We start from the raw sequence: 15,601 nt of genomic DNA, 5'->3' as shown, positions 1-15,601 counted from the left end.
GCGCGGCTCACGACCTCGCCGGGGCCGAGCGCAGGGGCGCGCCGGCGTCGTGCAGGTGCCGCAGCGCCTGGCCGTACGAGTCGAGCAGGCCGGTCTCCAGATAGTCGACCCCGATCTCGGCGCAGTAGTCGCGGACGATCGGCTGGGCGCGCCGCAGGTTGGGCGCCGGCATGTTCGGGAACAGGTGGTGCTCGATCTGGTAGTTGAGCTGGCCGAGCAGCACGTCGACGACCGGTCCGCCCTTGACGTTGCGCGAGGTCAGCACCTGCTTGCGCAGGAAGTCCAGCTTGTCGTCCTTGGTGAGGATCGGCATGCCCTTGTGATTGGGGGCGAACGTGGAGCCCAGGTAGAGGCCGAACAGCCCCTGGTGGACGATCAGGAACACCACGGCCTTGACCGGCGACAGCGTCGCGAACACCACGCCGAAGTAGACCGCGAAGTGCGTCACCAGCAGCGCCAGCTCCGCGCCGCGCCGCTTGACGGCCGGGTTCGTGAGGGCACGGAAGCTGGCCACGTGCAGGTGCCATCCCTCCAGCGTCAGCAGCGGGAAGAACAGGTACGCCTGCCGGCGCGCGATGAACCGCGGCAGTCCCCGGCTGCGCCGGGCCTGGTCGGTCGACCAGACGATCACCGCCGGCGAGACGTCGGGGTCGTGGTCCTCGTGGTTGGGGTTGGCGTGGTGGCGGTTGTGCTTGACGGTCCACCAGCCCCAGCCGAGGCCGATGCCGAGGTTGCCCACCAGAAGCCCCATGATGTCGCTCGGCCGGCGCGTACGGAACACCTGGCGGTGCCCGAGGTCGTGGGCGAGGAAGCCGAGCTGCGCGAAGACAAAGGCGAGCACCGCGGCGACCAGAAGTTGGAGCCACGAGTCGCCGGCCCACCAGAACAGGGCCCACCCACCGAGGTAGGCGGCCGTGGCCAGGCAGGTGCGCACCGCGTAGTAGACAGGGCGCCGGTCGAGCAGGCCGGCCTCCGCGATCCTCCGGGAAAGGCGGGCGAAGTCGCTGCCCCGCGCGTCGAGTGTGACTGAGTCGGTCACAGGTCTCCTCACATAACCGAGAACGTGCTTCCCCACCCTCGCGTATTACCCGCCCGTACGGAAGATCGTCCACTACCTGTCTCCACGACCGGCGCCTACGGTGTTGACCTACGGTGATGAAGCGCGTACCTCTCGGGGTGGGGGATCGCGGCGCCCCTGGCCAGGGCCCGCCGAAGGCCCGCCTCGCCCAGGGCGTGACGGCAGCGGGCGAGCAGCGCGGGGTCGCCCGCCCCGGCTCCGCCGCGCAGCGCTCCCGCCGCCCCGGCCAGCTCGGCGGCGAGCTCCGGGTCACAGTGCTCGGCCGTGCCCTCCAGCACGGTCGCGCGGACCGTACGGTCCGGCGAGGCCGCCATGAGCTCCAGGGCCCGGCGCAGCGGCGGCCAGGGGTCGGCCGAGACGCGGGCGAGCTCCACGTGCACCAGCGCCTCGAACTGGGCGGGCGCGCCGGGCAGCAACTCCAGGGCCCGGTGCAGCAGCCGGGCCGCCGCGCCGGGATCGCCCGAGCGGCGGGCCACCTCCGCTCTGGCGTGCAGCACCCGGGCGTACGCCACGGCGTCGCCGTCGGGATCTCCGCTCACCACCTCCTCCGCCCTGGCCAGGGTGGCGGCGGCCGCTGCGAGGTCGCCCGTGCGGGCCTGGAGCCGCCCCAGCCGGGACAGGAACAGGATCGGCCCGGCGGGGGACTCCAGCCCGGCGATCTCCCCGGCCAGCCGCTCGCCCTCCTGGGCCAGCGCCACGGCCTCGGCGTGGTCGCCCTCGTTCTCGGCGGCCAGCGACAGCCAGTGCAGTGTGAACGACAGCCCCCACCGGTCGCCGGTCTGCCTGAACCCGGCCAGCGCCGCCCGCAGCGGCCCACCCGCATCGGCCGCCGAGCCGAACTCGAACCGCGCCAGGCCGCACGCCAGCGCCGCCGCCGCCCTCGTCCACGGGTCGGGGTGGTCGCGCAGGCGCTCGGCGTTCTCCTCGGCGAGCCGTACGAGGCCGGGCAGGGGGGCCGGAATGAGCGCGAAGCAGGTCACCGCCGCCGGATGGTCCGAGAGCCGGACGGCGTCCGGCGGCTCCTCGCCCATGATCACCCGGCAGAGCCCGTGGGCCGGCTCCCGCCCCGCCGGCGGCACGTCGCCCACCCGCCGCAGCACCTCGGCCGCCCGCTCGGCCGCCTCGCGCCGCCGCCCCCGCATGATCCACGGCCACAACCGGGCCAGGAAAAGCCGGAGCGGGTCGTCGGTGTGCTCCAGCGCGGCGTCCAGGTTGCCCTGCTCGGCGTCCAGCACGGCCAGCCAGTGGAGCTGCCCGCCGGTCCGCAGCCCGGGACCGGCCGCCTCGGCCAGCGCGGTGTAGTGGCGGGCGTGGGCGCGACGCACGTCCGGCAGGTCCGCGGCGGCGTACTGCCTGATGGTCTCCAGCATCGTGTACCGGTCGCCGGAGACGCCGATGAGCGACTTGTCCACCAGCGAGGCGAGCACCTCGAGCACGCCGCCCTCGACGCCCCCGGCCACGCCGCCCTGCTCGCCGCAGATCCGCGCGACCGCGTCGGCGTCCGCGCCGCCCGCGAACACCGTGAACGCGCGCAGCAGATCCCGCTCCGCGTCCGACAGCAGCTCCCAGCTCCAGTCGATCACCGCGCGCAGCGTGCGGTGCCGTGGCTCGGCGGTCCGGCCGCCGCGGAAGGACAGCCGGTCCCCGAGCCCGCTCACCAGCAGGGCGACGGACATGGTCCGCAGCCGGGCGGCGGCCAGCTCGATCGCCAGCGGTATCCCGTCGAGCTCGCGGCAGATCCGCGCCGCGTCCCCGGCCTCGACCCGTACGTCCGGCCGCGCCGCGGCGGCCCGGTCCCGGAACAGCTCCACGGCCGCCGCCTCCTCCAGCGGGAGCACCCGGTGGAGCGTCTCGCCGGGGATGTCCAGCGGCTCCCGGCTGGTGGCCAGGACCCGCAGCCCCGGCACCGCGCCGAGCAGCCACCGCGTCACCCGCGCGGCCTCGTCGATGAGGTGCTCGCAGTTGTCCAGCACGACCAGCGGCCGGCGAAAGCCCCGCAGCGCCGTCACGGGGTCGGTGGTGCGCAGCACACCTTCCAGGGAGGCCAGGACACCGGAGGCGGAGGCCAGCTCGACCAGCCACACCGCGCCGCCGAGCGTGGCGGCCGCCTCGACGGCCAGCCGCGTCTTCCCCGCCCCGCCCGGCCCCACCAGCGTCACGAGCCGCACGCCGTCTTCCGGCGGCGCCGCCGTCCCGTCGTCCCCCGCCTGCGAGGCCGTGAGGAGCGCACGGAGGTGCGAGAGATCGCCGGAGCGCCCCACGAAGCTCGTCACCCGAGCCGGCAGCCGCCCGCCACCCTCGCTCTCCGGAGGCCCCGCCGCTCCCGGGGGAGGGTCACGCAGAGCCGCGAGATGCGCCTGCCGCAGCTCCGCCCCGGGGTCCGCGCCCAGCTCGTCCGCCAGTCTCGCGCGTGCCCGCTCGAACGCCTCCAGCGCCTCCCCCCGCCGCCCCGCCGCCGTCAGCGCCCGTACGAGCAGGGCGTGGAACGGCTCCCGCAGCGGATGCTCGGCCACCAGCGCCCGCAACTCGGCCACCACCCCGTCGACCCCGCCGCCCGTGCCGCCGCGTTCGGTCAGGTCGGTGGCGATCCGCGTGGCCAGGGCCGTCAGGCGCAGCTCCTCCAGCCGCGCCGCCGGTCCGGTCGCGAACGGCAGCCCCGCCACGTCCGCCAGCGCCGCCCCCCGCCACAGCCGCAGCGCCGCCCGCGCCTCACCGGCCCGTACGAGCCGCTCGAACTCCCACGCGTCCACCTCGCCGGCCGGCACGTCCAGCGCGTACCCGGCGGGACGCGACGAGACGATCCCCGGCGCCTCACGCCGCGCCCTGGACACCAGCGACTGCAACGCCGCGACCGGATGCGCCGGCCTCTCGTCCGGCCACAGGTCGCCGATCAGCCGGTCCGCCGTCACCACGCGACCGGGGTCCAGCGCCAGCCGCACCAGCAGGGCCCGCACCCGGGCGCCGCTCACCGCGACCCCGGCCACCTGCAGCGGCCCCAGGATCCCGATCCGCATCCACCCTCCACCCGGCGGTTCCTCCCGCTTACGCCTACATTCTCGCCGCGTCTCCGAGGCGCGGCATGCGTCCGGGCTAGGCGACGTTCCCGCACCGTAAGGTCCTCGTGGCCGCGCCGGGTGTTGGATCGGCGGCATGCGCGTGTTGCTGACCGGCTCAGCCGGCTTCATCGGCCGTCACATCGCCGAGACGCTCGAAGGCGTCGCCGCCGTCCGCGACGTCGTGCCCGCCGACCTCAGGACGGGCGTGGACGTGCGCGACGCCGACGCCCTCGACCGGCTGCTGCCCGGCGTCGACGCCGTCGTCCACCAGGCCGCCAAGGTCGGGCTCGGCGTGGACCTGGCCGACCTGCCCGCGTACGCGTCCGCGAACGTGTGCGGCACCGCCGTCCTGCTCGCCGCCATGGCGCGGCACGGCGTGCGGCGGCTGGTCCTCGCCTCCTCCATGGTCGTGTACGGCGAGGGCGCCTACGACTGTCCCGCCCACGGCCCGGTACGGCCCGGCCCCCGGCGTGAGGAGGACCTGGCGGCCGGGGTGTTCGACCCCCGGTGCCCGTGCTGCGACGCCGTGCTCGTCCCGGCCGTCGTCGCCGAGGACGCCCGCATGGACCCGCGCAACGCCTACGCCACCACCAAGCTCGCCCAGGAGCACCTGGCCGCCGGCTGGGCCCGCGAGACCGGCGGGACCGTGACGGCCCTGCGCTACCACAACGTCTACGGCCCCGGCATGCCGCGCGACACTCCGTACGCCGGGGTCGCCGCGATCTTCCTGTCGGAGCTGGTGAGCGGGCGGGCGCCGCGGGTGTTCGAGGACGGCGGGCAGCGGCGCGACTTCGTCCACGTCCGCGACGTGGCCCGGGCCAACGCCCTCGCCCTGGAGGAGGACAGGCCCGGCGCCCTGACGGCGTACAACATCGCCGGCGGGACGCCGCGCACGGTCGGGGACCTGGCCCGTGCGCTGGCGGCGGCGACCGGGGGGCCGGCGCCGGTCGTCACGGGCGGCTACCGCCTCGGGGACGTCCGCCACATCGTCGCCTCGCCCGCGAAGGCGGCCCGGGAGCTGGGGTTCACGGCTCAGGTGGCGTTCGAGGACGGCCTGAGGGAGTTCACCACGGCCGCCGTCACGGCTTCGTAAGGGTTGACCCGGCCGCCGGTACGTACCGTCGGACTCGTGATCGATGTCGTGCTGCCCTGCCTCGACGAGGCCGCCGCGCTCCCCTGGGTGCTGGAGCGGATGCCGTACGGATATCGCCCGATCGTGGTGGACAACGGCTCCACCGACGGGTCCGCCCGGATCGCCGAGGCCCATGGGGCGACGGTGGTGCACGAGCCGCGCAGGGGGTTCGGCGCGGCCTGCCACACCGGCCTCATGGCCGCCACCGCGCGGATCGTCTGCTTCATGGACGCCGACGCCTCGCTCGACCCGCGCCAGCTCCCGCGCGTCGCCGAGCCCGTCCTGGCGGGGGACGGCGACCTGGTGCTGGGCCGGCGGGTGGAGCGCCGGCCCGGCCCGGCCGGTCCGGGCGGCGGCGGGCACGGCTGGCCCGCGCACGCCCGCGCCGGCAACGCCGTGCTCGCCTGGCGGCTGCGCCGCGGCGCGGGGATCCCGCTGCGCGACCTCGGCCCGATGCGTGCCTGCCGCCGCGAGGCGCTGGTGGCCCTGGGACTGGCCGACCGCAGGTTCGGCTATCCGCTGGAGATGGTGCTGCGCGCCGCCGCGGCGGGCTGGCGCGTCACCGAGACGGAGGTCGACTACCTGCCGCGCGCGGGCCGCTCGAAGGTCACGGGCACCGTCCGCGGCACGCTGCGCGCCATCGCCGACATGCGCGCCGTCCTCGCCGCGCACCGGGCGTGACCGCGGCGGCGCCGGAACCTCAGGGGCAGCGGACGACCATTCCCGCGTACGAGAGGTTGCCGCCGAAGCCGAACAGCAGCATCGGCGCGCCGCGCCGCACCTCGCCCCGCTCCACCAGCTTGGCCAGCGCCAGCGGGACGCTCGCGCCCGAGGTGTTGCCCGACTCGACCACGTCGCGGGCCACGACCGCGTTGACCGCGCCGATGCGCTCGGCGATGGGCTCGATCATGCGCAGGTTCGCCTGGTGCAGGACGACGGCCGCGAGCTCCTCGGGCGCGACCCCGCCCCGCTCGCACGCCTCGCGGGCGATGGCGGGCAGCCTGGTGGTGGCCCAGCGGTAGACGGTCTGCCCCTCCTGAGCGAACCGGGTGGGCGTGCCGCCGATGCGGACCGCGTCGCCCAGCTCCGGGGCCGAGCCCCAGACGACCGGGCCGATCTCGGGCGACGGCGCCGCGCTCACCACGGCGGCGCCCGCGCCGTCGCCGGTCAGCACGCAGGTGGTCCGGTCGGTCCAGTCGGTGACCGCCGTCATGGTGTCGGCCCCGATGACGAGGGCGTGCCTGGCCGCGCCCGCGCGGATCGTGTGGTCGGCCACGGCCAGCGCGTGCGTGAACCCCGAACACGACACTCCCACGTCCATGACCGCCGCGCCCGGCACGCCGAGCCGGGCCGCGACGATGGCCGCCACGTTCGGCGCCCGGTCGAGCTGCGTACACGTCGCCACCAGCACGAGATCGATGTCGGCGGCGTCCAGGCCGCTGCCGGCCAGCGCCTTGGCCGTCGCGTTCACGGCCAGCTCGGGCACGCCCTCGTCCGGGCCGACCACGTGGCGGGTGCGGATGCCGACGCGCTTGGTGATCCACTCGTCGCTGGTGTCCACCATGGCGGCGAGATCGTCGTTGGTCAGCACCCGGGCGGGCTGGTAGTGGCCGGTGGCGACGAGGCGTGATCCGTTCATGGGCCGGACTATAGCAACCGAACGTTCGGACGCTAAAGTGTCCTCATGAAGCCGCTCCCGGAGGCAGCATGAGTCCCCGCAGGTCCGTCGCCGACGCGCTCGGCACCCGCTCCGCCATCCTCGACCGCTCCGTGGCCATCGCCTCGGTCGAAGGGCTGGAGGGCCTGACCATCGGCCGGCTCGCCACGGAGCTCGGCATGAGCAAGTCCGGCGTGCTCGGCCACTTCGGCTCCAAGGAGGCGCTCCAGCTCGCGGTGCTGGAGCGGGCGGGCGAGGTGTTCCGCGCCGAGGTGTGGGAGCCCGTCGTGATGGTCACGCCGGGGCTGCCGCGCCTCGTCGCCCTGTGCGAGGCGTGGATCTCGTACCTGGAGCGCGGGGTGTTCCCCGGCGGGTGCTTCTTCGTGGCCGCCGCCCACGAGTTCGACGGGAGGGACGGGGCGGTGCGCGACGCGGTGGAGGCCAGGTTCGACTCCTGGACGGCGCGGCTGCGCAAGGAGGCCGGGCGCGCCGTGGACGCCGGGGACCTGCCGGACGACACGGATCCCGAGCAGGTGGCGTTCGAGCTGATGGGCGTGCTCATGGCGCTCAACCACGCCCTCCAGCTGCACCGCGACCCGCGGGCCGCCGACCGCGCCCGCCGCGCGGTGCGGGTCCACCTGAGCCCGGCCCGTACGGCGGGGGCCGCGAGTCCCTAGGCTTCGGCCATGTCTGACTTCACGATCTTCCCGGCGACCGCTGCCGACGGGGACGTGGTGGGCGAGATCCACGCCGAGGCCTGGTCCGTGGCGTACCGGCCGTTCTTCGCCCCCGCGTTCTCCGACCAGGCGGTCGCGCACCGGCGCGTCAAGTGGCATGCCGTGCTCGCCGAGACGGCTGACACCGTCCTGCTCGCCGCACGCCCCGGCGAGCGCCCCCTGGCGTACTCGTACTTCGGCGCCTCGCCGCAGCGGCCGGGCGAGGCGGAGATCTTCGGCTTCTACAACCACCCGGACGGGTGGGGCAGCGGCGTGGCGGGCGCCCTGATGACGGCCACGCTCGACGCCCTGCGGGCACGCGGCCACAGCGGCGCGCACCTGTGGACACTGCGCGACACCGCGCAGTCACGCCGCTTCTACGCCAAGTGCGGCTTCACCGAGTCGGGAGCCACCCGGCTCCACGACTTCGGCGACGGCCACCCGATCGACCAGGTCGAGTACGAGATCGCGCTCTGACCCTCAGGCCCCTCAGGCCCGTCAGCGGTCCTGAGGGGCGGCCCCGGGCCCGGTCAGGGGGCCTGGAGGCGGTCGAAGAGCTGGAGCGCAGCCTGCCGCACGTCGTCGGGCGCCAGCCCGTCCAGCGTCTGCCTGGCGTGGTTCGCGTCGCGCGTCGTGGCCAGCGTGATGGCCACCGACGTCGCGGCGGTACGGTCCAGCGACCCGGCCGGCGCGGCGTCGGCCAGCTCCTGGGCGCTGGCGGCGAGGTCGAGGTTGTCTGTCAACGGGCCTCCTCGGATGCGTACGGCATGGCCCATTGCACCATCTGTAGTCGTGTTCCATCCACCATTTGACGATTCGCCACGACGAGTCGCCCTCCTGACGGACCTTTTCCGGCCCTTCGGTCAAGCTGCGGTCACGTGGCCCGCAACGGGTCATGGCCCACGGAGAGCTGCAGCCGCCGGGCCTCGTCGTCGGTCCGGTCGTCCAGTGTCTCCACCAGATCCACGACCTGGCGCATGGTGTCCAGATCGTCCTTGGTCAGGTCGGTCTTCCGCTTGGTCAGCACCTGCAGGACCCCGCGCCCCAGCGGGTCGAGGCCCAGGTCGGTCTCCGCCGGGAAGGCCTCCTCGCCGGAGGCGTCGGCCAGCAGGTAGGCCCGGAGCTCCTCGGAGGTCATGTTGACCACTCCGTGGAACTCCTCCCAGAGCAGGTCGGCGTCGTAGTTCTCGGAGTCAACGCTCATAGACGCCCGCATACCCGCCCGTCCCCGCCTTACGCACCCGGCCCCAGGCACCCGGCCTCACGCACCCGGCACGGCCAGCCCCGCCTCGTACGCGGCGATCACCGCCTGGACCCGGTCGCGCAGGCCGAGCTTGGACAGCACGTTGCTGACGTGCGTCTTCACGGTGTGCTCGCTCACCACCATCTGCTCGGCGATCTCCGCGTTGGACAGCCCGCGGGCGATGAGCTGCAACGTCTCCCGCTCTCGTGCGGTCAGCACCGTCAGCGCCTCCGCGGGCCGCGCGGCGGGTCTGGAGGTGAACGCCGAGATCAGCCTCGTGGTGACCTGGGGCGCCAGCAGCGACTCGCCACCGGCGACCACGCGCACGGCGTTGACCAGGTCGTCGCGGCGCACGTCCTTGAGCAGGAACCCGCTCGCGCCGGCCCGCAGCGCGTCGTAGACGTAGTCGTCGTGGTCGAACGTCGTCAGCATGAGCACCCGGCAGCCGGTCTCCGCGCAGACGATCCGGGCCGCCTCGATGCCGTCCATGCGGGGCATGCGGATGTCGAGCAGGAGCACGTCGGGGTCGTGCTCGCGGACCGCCGCGACGGCCGCGACGCCGTCACCGGCCTCGGCCACCACCTCGATGTCCGGCTGGGCGTCGAGGATCATCGCGAACCCGCCCCGGACCAGCTCCTGGTCGTCGGCCACGACGATGCGGACGGGGCCGGTCACGAGGTCACCACCGGAAGGCGCACCGACACCCGGTAGCCGGGCCCGTCCTGGCGTGGCCCGGCCGTCGCCACGCCGCCGCACGCCGCGGCGCGCTCGCGCATGCCGATCAGGCCGTTGCCGCCCGAGGGCAGCCCGCGGCCCGAGCCCTGGCCGTCGTCGGTAATGTCGATCATGAGGTTGTGGTCCTCCCAGGTGAGCCGGATGTCGGCATGGAGTGCGCCGGCGTGCTTGACGGTGTTGGTCAGGGCCTCCTGCGTGATCCGGTAGGCGGCCACCGCGCAGTCGGGCGTGAGCGGCCGCGGCTCGCCGGTCTCGGAGAACGTCACGTCGAGCCCGGTGCCGGAGACCTGGCCGGCCAGCGCGGGCAGGTCGCCGACGGTCGGCTGCGGCGCCCTGGGCGCCTCGCCCTCCTTGAGCACGCCGAGCATCCGCCTGAGCTGCGCCATCGCGTCGCGCCCGGCCGCGGCGATCGCGTCGAACGCGGCCTCGGCCCGGACGGGGTTCGTCCGCACCACCACGGGGCCCGCCTCCGCCTGCACCACCATGATGCTGACCGCGTGAGCCAGGATGTCGTGCATGTCGCGGGCGATGCGAGCCCGCTCGCGCTCGGCCGCTCGCTCCGCCTCCATCTGGCGCTCCTTCTCCAATTGGGCGGCCCGTTCCTCCAGGGCCGCGGCGTGCGCTCGGGACGTGGCCGCGGTCCTGCCGATGGCGTACGCCGCGACGAACAGGACGATGCCGCGCAGCGCGGTCTCCGTGGAGCCGACCACCAGCATGCCGCCGCTGAGCGTCACGACCAGCATGACGAGCCGCTTCCACCGGGGCGAGTACGCGGCGACGGTGTAGAACGCGACGGTCGCGCCGTACCAGATGGGCTGCCGGGCGACGTTGTCGGCGAGGTCGTACAGGGCGCCGACGGACAGGCTCGTGATCAGGACGGCCACGGGCGCCCGGCGCCGCCACACCAGGGGGAGCGAGGCGCCGGCCGCGACCGCGTACCCCCACCAGTCCCACGGGCGGCCGCCATGGCTGTCACCGGACAGCAGCGGCCAGAGCTGCGCCACGAGGATCAGCCCGGTGAGCGCCGCGTCGACCAGGAGGGGCGGCAGCTCGCGCAGCCGCCGGCGGGCGGCGTCGACGAAAGGCGGATAGGACGGCAGGGAGGGCACGGCGTCCCATCCTGCCGCATACCGGGCGTGTTCCCTCGCGTGGCCTGCGGTCTCAGGCATGAGCGTGGTCTCAGGCGTGGGCGAGGGCGTGCCGGGGCGCCGCTTCCTCGCGGCGGCGCGCCATCGGCGCGAACGAGACCAGCAGCAGGAGGGCGCCGATCGGGATCAGGTTGAGGTCGATCATCGGCAGCGCGAAGTCGAGCAGGACGAGGACGGGCGTCCACACCCGGACCTGCCGCCGCGCGGCGAGCTGCGTGACGAGCACGAGCTGGGCGATGTAGAACAGGAACGGCCCGCCGTCGTAGACGGCCAGGGACACCCCGGGCACGGCCTTAACCTGGTCCCACAGCGGCCCCATCGCCGCGTGGTCGGCGGCCGCGAACCCGACGACCACGTCGATGGCGAACTGCGCGAACGCGCAGGCGATGCCGACGAAGCCCGCCGCCACGGCGGTGGTGGCCAGGGCGTTCCGGTCCAACCTCCGCCTCATTTCCCAAAATATCGGCACAAAGAGGACGAGGGCCGCCATGAAGGCCAGGTGCCCGGTGGTCCAGGCCAGACCGGGTCCCCTCTCACCGTCGAACCAGTCGACGATGCGGATCACGCCGTACGCGAAGATCAGCAGGGGGGCGGCCACGAAGGCGGTGCGGACGTTCATGATGCTCTCCAGGGTGTTTCGGGGATAGGTCAATCCTCCGATTTCCCTGGTCAGAAGGGATCGCCGTGACGGGCGATCCTTCGTCTCACTCCTGAGAGCGAGCCCCTCACCCGTAAGGCCCGGTACGTCTGACCGGGCTCGCCCCACGCCCTCACCCGCCGCCGTGCGGGGTGAGGGCCGGTGGGCGGGAACGGCCCGGCCGTCAGGCCGGAGGCGCCGGCGGGACGGGCGGGGTGGCGGGGATGCGTTCGAGCAGGCTCTGCATGTCGTCGGCGTGCTCCTCCTCCTTGGCGAGCAGCTCCTCGAACACCCGCCGCGTGGTGATGTCGCGGTCGCCCAGCCACTGGATGATCTCCGTGTAGGTGGCCACCGCGACCCGCTCGGCGACGAGATCTTCCTTGATCATCGCGATCAGCCCGCTGCTGGCGTCGTACTGGGAGTGGGAGCGCTTCGTCAGCGTGTCGGGATTGAAGTCCGGCTCGCCGCCGAGCTGGACGATGCGGGCCGCGAGCTTGTCCGCGTGCTCCTGCTCCTCGCCTGCGTGCTCCAGGAACTCCTGGGCGACGGACTCCGACTGGATACCGGTGGCGGTGTAGTAGTGGCGCTTGTACCGCAGGACGCACACCAGCTCGGTGGCCAGGGCCTCGTTGCAGACCTGGATCACCCGGTCCAGGTCTGCGCCGTACGCGTCGGTGATGGGGCCCTTCTCGATCTCGGCGCGGGCCCTCTCTCGGATGGTGGTGATGTCGGTCAGGAACTCAGCCATGGGCTCCCTATGCCCACTCGACAGGCGAAGACTCGCCTGTCCGGGCCTCGCCGGCGTGGGGTCGGCCGGCCGGGGAACGCGTGCGGTCGGCTAGGCGAAGAACTCGGCGAGGACGGGCGCGAGGGCGTCGGCCTTGACGAGGTGGGTCTGTCCCTCCAAGGTGCGGTGGCGGGCGGCGGGCAGCGCCCCGGCCACGGCGCGCACGCCGTCGCGCATCCACGCGGGGCTCTTGCCGCCGTCGATCACCAGGGTGGGGACGGTGACGCCCGCCCAGGTGCCCGCCGGGATCGGCTCGCCCCGCTGGTACCTCGCCGCCAGCGCCAGGTCGTACGGCAGCGTGTGGGCCACGGCCTTCAGCCCCGACCAGGCCGGCATGAGCCGCATCATCGCCACCATCACGGCGGGCAGCCCGACGCCGGCGCGCATGAAGGAGCGGACCGCGTCGCTGCGGCGGCCCGTGGCCACGAGGTCCCGCATCCGCTCCTCGAAGTCGGCCGGGACGGGCGGCCGCGAGCCGTCCACGACGAACGGCGGCTCGTAGACCGCGAGCCTGGACACGGGCAGGCCCGCGTCGACGGCGGCCAGGGCGAGGGCCGCGCCGGAGGAGATGCCGTACAGGCGCACGTCGTCGCCGGCCTCCTTCACCAGCGCGGCCAGGTCGTCGATCTCGTCCCGGGGGTCGAACCGCGCCTCACGGCCCGAGGGGATGTCGCCGCTCTCGCCGCGCCCCCGGCGGTCGTAGGTGTAGACGGTGAAGCGGGCGGCCAGGGCCTGGGCGAGCGCGGGGTTGGGGCCGGCGGCGCGGTGGCACAGGGCCCCGTCCACCAGGACGACGGCCGGCCCCTGGCCGACACGGTCGTAGGCGATCACGGTGCCGTCACTGGAAACGACGTTGTTCATGGCTTCCTCCCTCGTGTACGGCGAGCCTCGCACCGACAAAAAAATTTGTCAAGACTGGGCCACAAGGGGGCGAGGTGAGCTCTCGGATGTGGCGCCCGGTCCGTTCGGCGACGCTTCTCGCGCGGTTTGTCCGGCCGTTCAGGGGCGGTGCCCCGGGCGCCATGTCGGGCCGTGCCCGGATGGCGCCCGGGTCGCGCCACCTGGAGCCATGGCCGAAGGGCCGCGTATAACGAACACCACCGGTATGTAAAAACATTCTTCAGCGCCCGGCTAATCACCACTCCGGCTCACCTTGGAGGAGGCGTAACCCCAGGTCAGGACGGGGGAGACGAGTAAACCGTCGACGAAGTATCGAGTGGCGTCCCGATCTTTGCTGACGATTTACCGGGCCCAGGCAACCGTTGCTTTCCGTGGGCGTCCTGGTCAAATCTGATTTGCTCGCCCGGATTAGTGGTGATTTATCGGCTTATGGGTGGTACGGTCCGGTTTGGAAGTGAAAGTCCGATCTCGGGGGAGGGGACTATGTCCGTTACAAACGGATTCCGTCAGGGCTGGGGACCGTGCTGGAGGCGTCGCTGTGGCGGCGGCTGCGGATGGCGCCGCCGTTGGGGCGGCTGCGGCGGCGGCGGCTGCTGGGGCGGCGGCGGCTGGGGCGGCGGCTGGGGCGGCGGGTGGTGGTAAAACCACCCAAGAGCCGGCGGGTCACCCGCCGGCTCTCCCTTTCGCCCCAGGCCCGCGCCCATCGCCCGGCGATCGCACCGGCGGTGTCCATCCGCCGGACTTTCCGGGAGTTCTGGCCTGGCACGCGAGGACTGCGCCGGCTCTTCGTGGCCGGCACGGTGCTCGCCATCCTCGCGGCGGCCTGTGAGGTCGCCGCGATCGCCCTGTTCGGCCACATCACCGACAAGGTGCTGACGACCCGCGTCCTGTCCGCGTTCTGGGCCCCCGCCCTCGCTTGGCTGGGCCTCGCGATCGTGGCCGGTGTCATGTCGTTCGGCGGCGCGTACGTCACCGCGCTCGGCGCCGAACGCTTCCTGCTCGGCCTGCGCGACCGGGTCTTCGCACACGTGCAGACCCTGTCGCCGGACTTCTTCGAGAACCGGCGGCTCGGCGACCTCATGGCCAGGCTCACCGACGACATCGAGGCCATCGAGCAGCTCGTGGGCTCCGGCCTGGTCAAGGTGCTGACCACGGTCGTCAGCGTCGTCTTCTTCGCCGGCGCGGCGTTCTTCATCAGGTGGGACCTCGCGCTGATCACCATGGCGCTCGTCCCCGCGTTCCTGGTGGTGTCCAAGGTGTTCGCCGCCCGGTTCCGGGTCGCCGCCGCCAACGAGCGCCTCAGCAACGGCGCCATGAACAGCGTCATCGAGGAGAGCCTGGCCAACCAGTCGCTCGTCCAGGCGTACAACCGGCAGACCACCGAGTCGCGGCGGCTGCACCGTGAGGGCCGCGGCTGGCTGCGCGCCAACATGTGGCAGGCGCGGCTGTCCGGGATGTACGGCCCGATGGTGCAGGTCCTCCAGACCGTGTGCATGGTCGTCATCCTCGGCGTCGGCGCCTGGGAGATCGCCGAGGGCCGCCTGACGCTCGGCGGGCTGCTGGCCTTCGCCGCGTACCTGGGCCTGCTCTACCCCGCCGTGCAGGGGCTCGGAGAGATCGCGCTGAGCGTCTCCGAGGCCGCCGCGGGCTCCGACCGCGTCATGGAGGTCCTCGGCACCCGGCCGTCGGTGAACGACCGCGGCACCGCCCTGACGCTGGTGTCACGCAGCCACGGGCGGATCGAGTTCGACGACGTCGGCTTCACCTACCCGGGCCGTCACCGGCCGACGCTTCGGCACCTGTCGTTCACGGCCGAGCCGGGCGAGCTGATCGTCTGCACCGGCCCCAGCGGGGCGGGCAAGTCCACGCTGGCCAAGCTGCTGCTGCGGTTCTACGACCCCGAGCAGGGACGCATCCTGCTCGACGGCGTCGACCTCCGCGACCTGACCCGGTCCTCGCTGCGCGAGGCCGTCACGATCCTGCACCAGGAGAGCATGCTGTTCTCCGGCACCGTGCGGGAGAACATCGCCTACGGCCGTCCCGGAGCCACGTTCGAGGAGGTGGTCAGGGCCGCGGTGCTCGCCGGGGCGCACGAGTTCATCACCGCCCTGCCGCGCGGCTACGAGGCTCCCGTCGGCCAGCGGGGCCGGCTCCTGTCCGGCGGCCAGCGGCAGCGCATCGCGATCGCCCGCGCCCTCGTGCGCGACGCGCCCGTGCTCGTGCTCGACGAGCCGATGACCGGCCTCGACGAGGCCACGGCCGCCCGCATCATGGAGCCGCTGCGCCGGCTCATGGCCGGCCGGACCACGATCCTCATCACGCACGACCTGCGTCACGTCCCCGCGGGGGCCCGCACGATCGTGCTCGAACCGCTCCGCACCAGGGCCCGCATCCGGCTCAAACGCCTCGGCACCCGGCTCCCGGCCGGCGTCTGACCGGCCCCCGCCATGGACCTGCTCACGGGCTGCCCCGCTGTGCGCATCGGCAGGCGTACGGCGGGGCAGGGGTGAGC

General features: G+C 73.7%; 15 protein-coding genes. 5 read left to right on the top strand and 10 right to left on the bottom strand.

The genetic code is table 11. From position 1 onward, the window contains the following. Positions 1-7: 7 nt before the first annotated feature. Both ACIBG4_RS16535 and ACIBG4_RS16530 read right to left on the bottom strand, forming a co-directional pair. The gene (locus ACIBG4_RS16535; protein ID WP_397202480.1) at positions 8-1,039 is read right to left on the bottom strand and encodes a fatty acid desaturase family protein; all 1,032 of its coding nucleotides are present in this window, start codon (positions 1,037-1,039) and stop codon (positions 8-10) included. A 95-nt stretch (positions 1,040-1,134) separates the two neighbouring features. Further along, the gene (locus tag ACIBG4_RS16530) at positions 1,135-4,092 is read right to left on the bottom strand and encodes a BTAD domain-containing putative transcriptional regulator (RefSeq protein WP_397202479.1); all 2,958 of its coding nucleotides are present in this window, start codon (positions 4,090-4,092) and stop codon (positions 1,135-1,137) included. Positions 4,093-4,228: 136 nt separating this feature from the next. On the opposite strand from ACIBG4_RS16530, the gene ACIBG4_RS16525 reads away from it, so the two are divergent. Together ACIBG4_RS16525 and ACIBG4_RS16520 are read left to right on the top strand one after the other, a co-directional pair. Then, the gene (locus ACIBG4_RS16525) at positions 4,229-5,227 is read left to right on the top strand and encodes an NAD-dependent epimerase/dehydratase family protein (protein ID WP_397202478.1); all 999 of its coding nucleotides are present in this window, start codon (positions 4,229-4,231) and stop codon (positions 5,225-5,227) included. A gap of 36 nt (positions 5,228-5,263) precedes the next feature. Then, positions 5,264-5,947 carry a glycosyltransferase family 2 protein gene (locus ACIBG4_RS16520; RefSeq protein ID WP_397202477.1) on the top strand — a complete coding sequence of 228 codons (684 nt, stop codon included), beginning with the start codon at positions 5,264-5,266 and terminating at the stop codon, positions 5,945-5,947. A 19-nt stretch (positions 5,948-5,966) separates the two neighbouring features. Here ACIBG4_RS16520 and ACIBG4_RS16515 read toward each other — a convergent pair whose 3' ends face one another. Next, a complete protein-coding gene (locus ACIBG4_RS16515) occupies positions 5,967-6,905 on the bottom strand; it encodes a beta-ketoacyl-ACP synthase III (RefSeq protein WP_397202476.1) in 939 nt (312 codons plus the stop codon). Between the two features lie 68 nt (positions 6,906-6,973). On the opposite strand from ACIBG4_RS16515, the gene ACIBG4_RS16510 reads away from it, so the two are divergent. Continuing rightward, positions 6,974-7,600, top strand: a complete 627-nt coding sequence (locus ACIBG4_RS16510) for a TetR/AcrR family transcriptional regulator (RefSeq protein WP_397202475.1) — start codon at positions 6,974-6,976, stop codon at positions 7,598-7,600. 9 nt (positions 7,601-7,609) lie between these two features. Next, positions 7,610-8,116, top strand: a complete 507-nt coding sequence (locus tag ACIBG4_RS16505) for a GNAT family N-acetyltransferase (RefSeq protein WP_310715561.1) — start codon at positions 7,610-7,612, stop codon at positions 8,114-8,116. 53 nt (positions 8,117-8,169) lie between these two features. Here the strand turns inward: ACIBG4_RS16505 and ACIBG4_RS16500 are convergent, their stop codons facing one another. From ACIBG4_RS16500 to ACIBG4_RS16470, 7 genes are all read right to left on the bottom strand, one after another. Next, positions 8,170-8,382, bottom strand: coding sequence for a hypothetical protein (locus ACIBG4_RS16500; RefSeq protein ID WP_397202474.1), 213 nt, complete (start codon positions 8,380-8,382; stop codon positions 8,170-8,172). Positions 8,383-8,513: 131 nt separating this feature from the next. Next, a complete protein-coding gene (locus ACIBG4_RS16495; RefSeq protein WP_397202473.1) occupies positions 8,514-8,843 on the bottom strand; it encodes a DUF3140 domain-containing protein in 330 nt (109 codons plus the stop codon). A gap of 57 nt (positions 8,844-8,900) precedes the next feature. Further along, the gene (locus tag ACIBG4_RS16490; RefSeq protein ID WP_310715558.1) at positions 8,901-9,557 is read right to left on the bottom strand and encodes a response regulator transcription factor; all 657 of its coding nucleotides are present in this window, start codon (positions 9,555-9,557) and stop codon (positions 8,901-8,903) included. Next, entirely contained in the window at positions 9,554-10,726 is a 1,173-nt protein-coding gene (locus ACIBG4_RS16485) for a sensor histidine kinase (protein ID WP_397202472.1), read from the bottom strand. Before ACIBG4_RS16485 ends, ACIBG4_RS16490 begins: the two co-directional genes overlap by 4 nt. A gap of 70 nt (positions 10,727-10,796) precedes the next feature. Beyond that, positions 10,797-11,384: a hypothetical protein gene (locus tag ACIBG4_RS16480; protein ID WP_397202471.1), complete on the bottom strand. Its 588-nt coding sequence runs from the start codon at positions 11,382-11,384 to the stop codon at positions 10,797-10,799. Positions 11,385-11,586: 202 nt separating this feature from the next. Then, the gene (locus tag ACIBG4_RS16475; protein ID WP_397202470.1) at positions 11,587-12,150 is read right to left on the bottom strand and encodes a bacterioferritin; all 564 of its coding nucleotides are present in this window, start codon (positions 12,148-12,150) and stop codon (positions 11,587-11,589) included. A gap of 90 nt (positions 12,151-12,240) precedes the next feature. Further along, positions 12,241-13,050 carry an alpha/beta fold hydrolase gene (locus ACIBG4_RS16470; protein ID WP_397202469.1) on the bottom strand — a complete coding sequence of 270 codons (810 nt, stop codon included), beginning with the start codon at positions 13,048-13,050 and terminating at the stop codon, positions 12,241-12,243. Positions 13,051-13,610: 560 nt separating this feature from the next. On the opposite strand from ACIBG4_RS16470, the gene ACIBG4_RS16465 reads away from it, so the two are divergent. Further along, positions 13,611-15,524: an ABC transporter ATP-binding protein gene (locus ACIBG4_RS16465; protein ID WP_397202468.1), complete on the top strand. Its 1,914-nt coding sequence runs from the start codon at positions 13,611-13,613 to the stop codon at positions 15,522-15,524. The last annotated feature ends 77 nt before the right edge of the window (positions 15,525-15,601 follow it).

Origin of the sequence: Nonomuraea sp. NPDC050383 (assembly GCF_044459125.1) — a bacterium.
GTDB lineage: Bacteria > Actinomycetota > Actinomycetes > Streptosporangiales > Streptosporangiaceae > Nonomuraea.
The sequence above is the reverse complement of the archived record's forward strand: the minus strand, read 5'-3'. Positions and strand labels throughout refer to the sequence as shown.

What these genes read in the sequence shown, in the direction of transcription:
- ACIBG4_RS16530 (WP_397202479.1), bottom strand. Translation starts at nt 4,092, where the DNA reads ATGCGGATCGGGATCCTGGGGCCGCTGCAGGTGGCCGGGGTCGCGGTG.
- ACIBG4_RS16525 (WP_397202478.1), top strand. Translation starts at nt 4,229, where the DNA reads ATGCGCGTGTTGCTGACCGGCTCAGCCGGCTTCATCGGCCGTCACATC.
- ACIBG4_RS16515 (WP_397202476.1), bottom strand. Translation starts at nt 6,905, where the DNA reads ATGAACGGATCACGCCTCGTCGCCACCGGCCACTACCAGCCCGCCCGG.
- ACIBG4_RS16510 (WP_397202475.1), top strand. Translation starts at nt 6,974, where the DNA reads ATGAGTCCCCGCAGGTCCGTCGCCGACGCGCTCGGCACCCGCTCCGCC.
- ACIBG4_RS16505 (WP_310715561.1), top strand. Translation starts at nt 7,610, where the DNA reads ATGTCTGACTTCACGATCTTCCCGGCGACCGCTGCCGACGGGGACGTG.
- ACIBG4_RS16495 (WP_397202473.1), bottom strand. Translation starts at nt 8,843, where the DNA reads ATGAGCGTTGACTCCGAGAACTACGACGCCGACCTGCTCTGGGAGGAG.
- ACIBG4_RS16480 (WP_397202471.1), bottom strand. Translation starts at nt 11,384, where the DNA reads ATGAACGTCCGCACCGCCTTCGTGGCCGCCCCCCTGCTGATCTTCGCG.
- ACIBG4_RS16475 (WP_397202470.1), bottom strand. Translation starts at nt 12,150, where the DNA reads ATGGCTGAGTTCCTGACCGACATCACCACCATCCGAGAGAGGGCCCGC.
- ACIBG4_RS16470 (WP_397202469.1), bottom strand. Translation starts at nt 13,050, where the DNA reads ATGAACAACGTCGTTTCCAGTGACGGCACCGTGATCGCCTACGACCGT.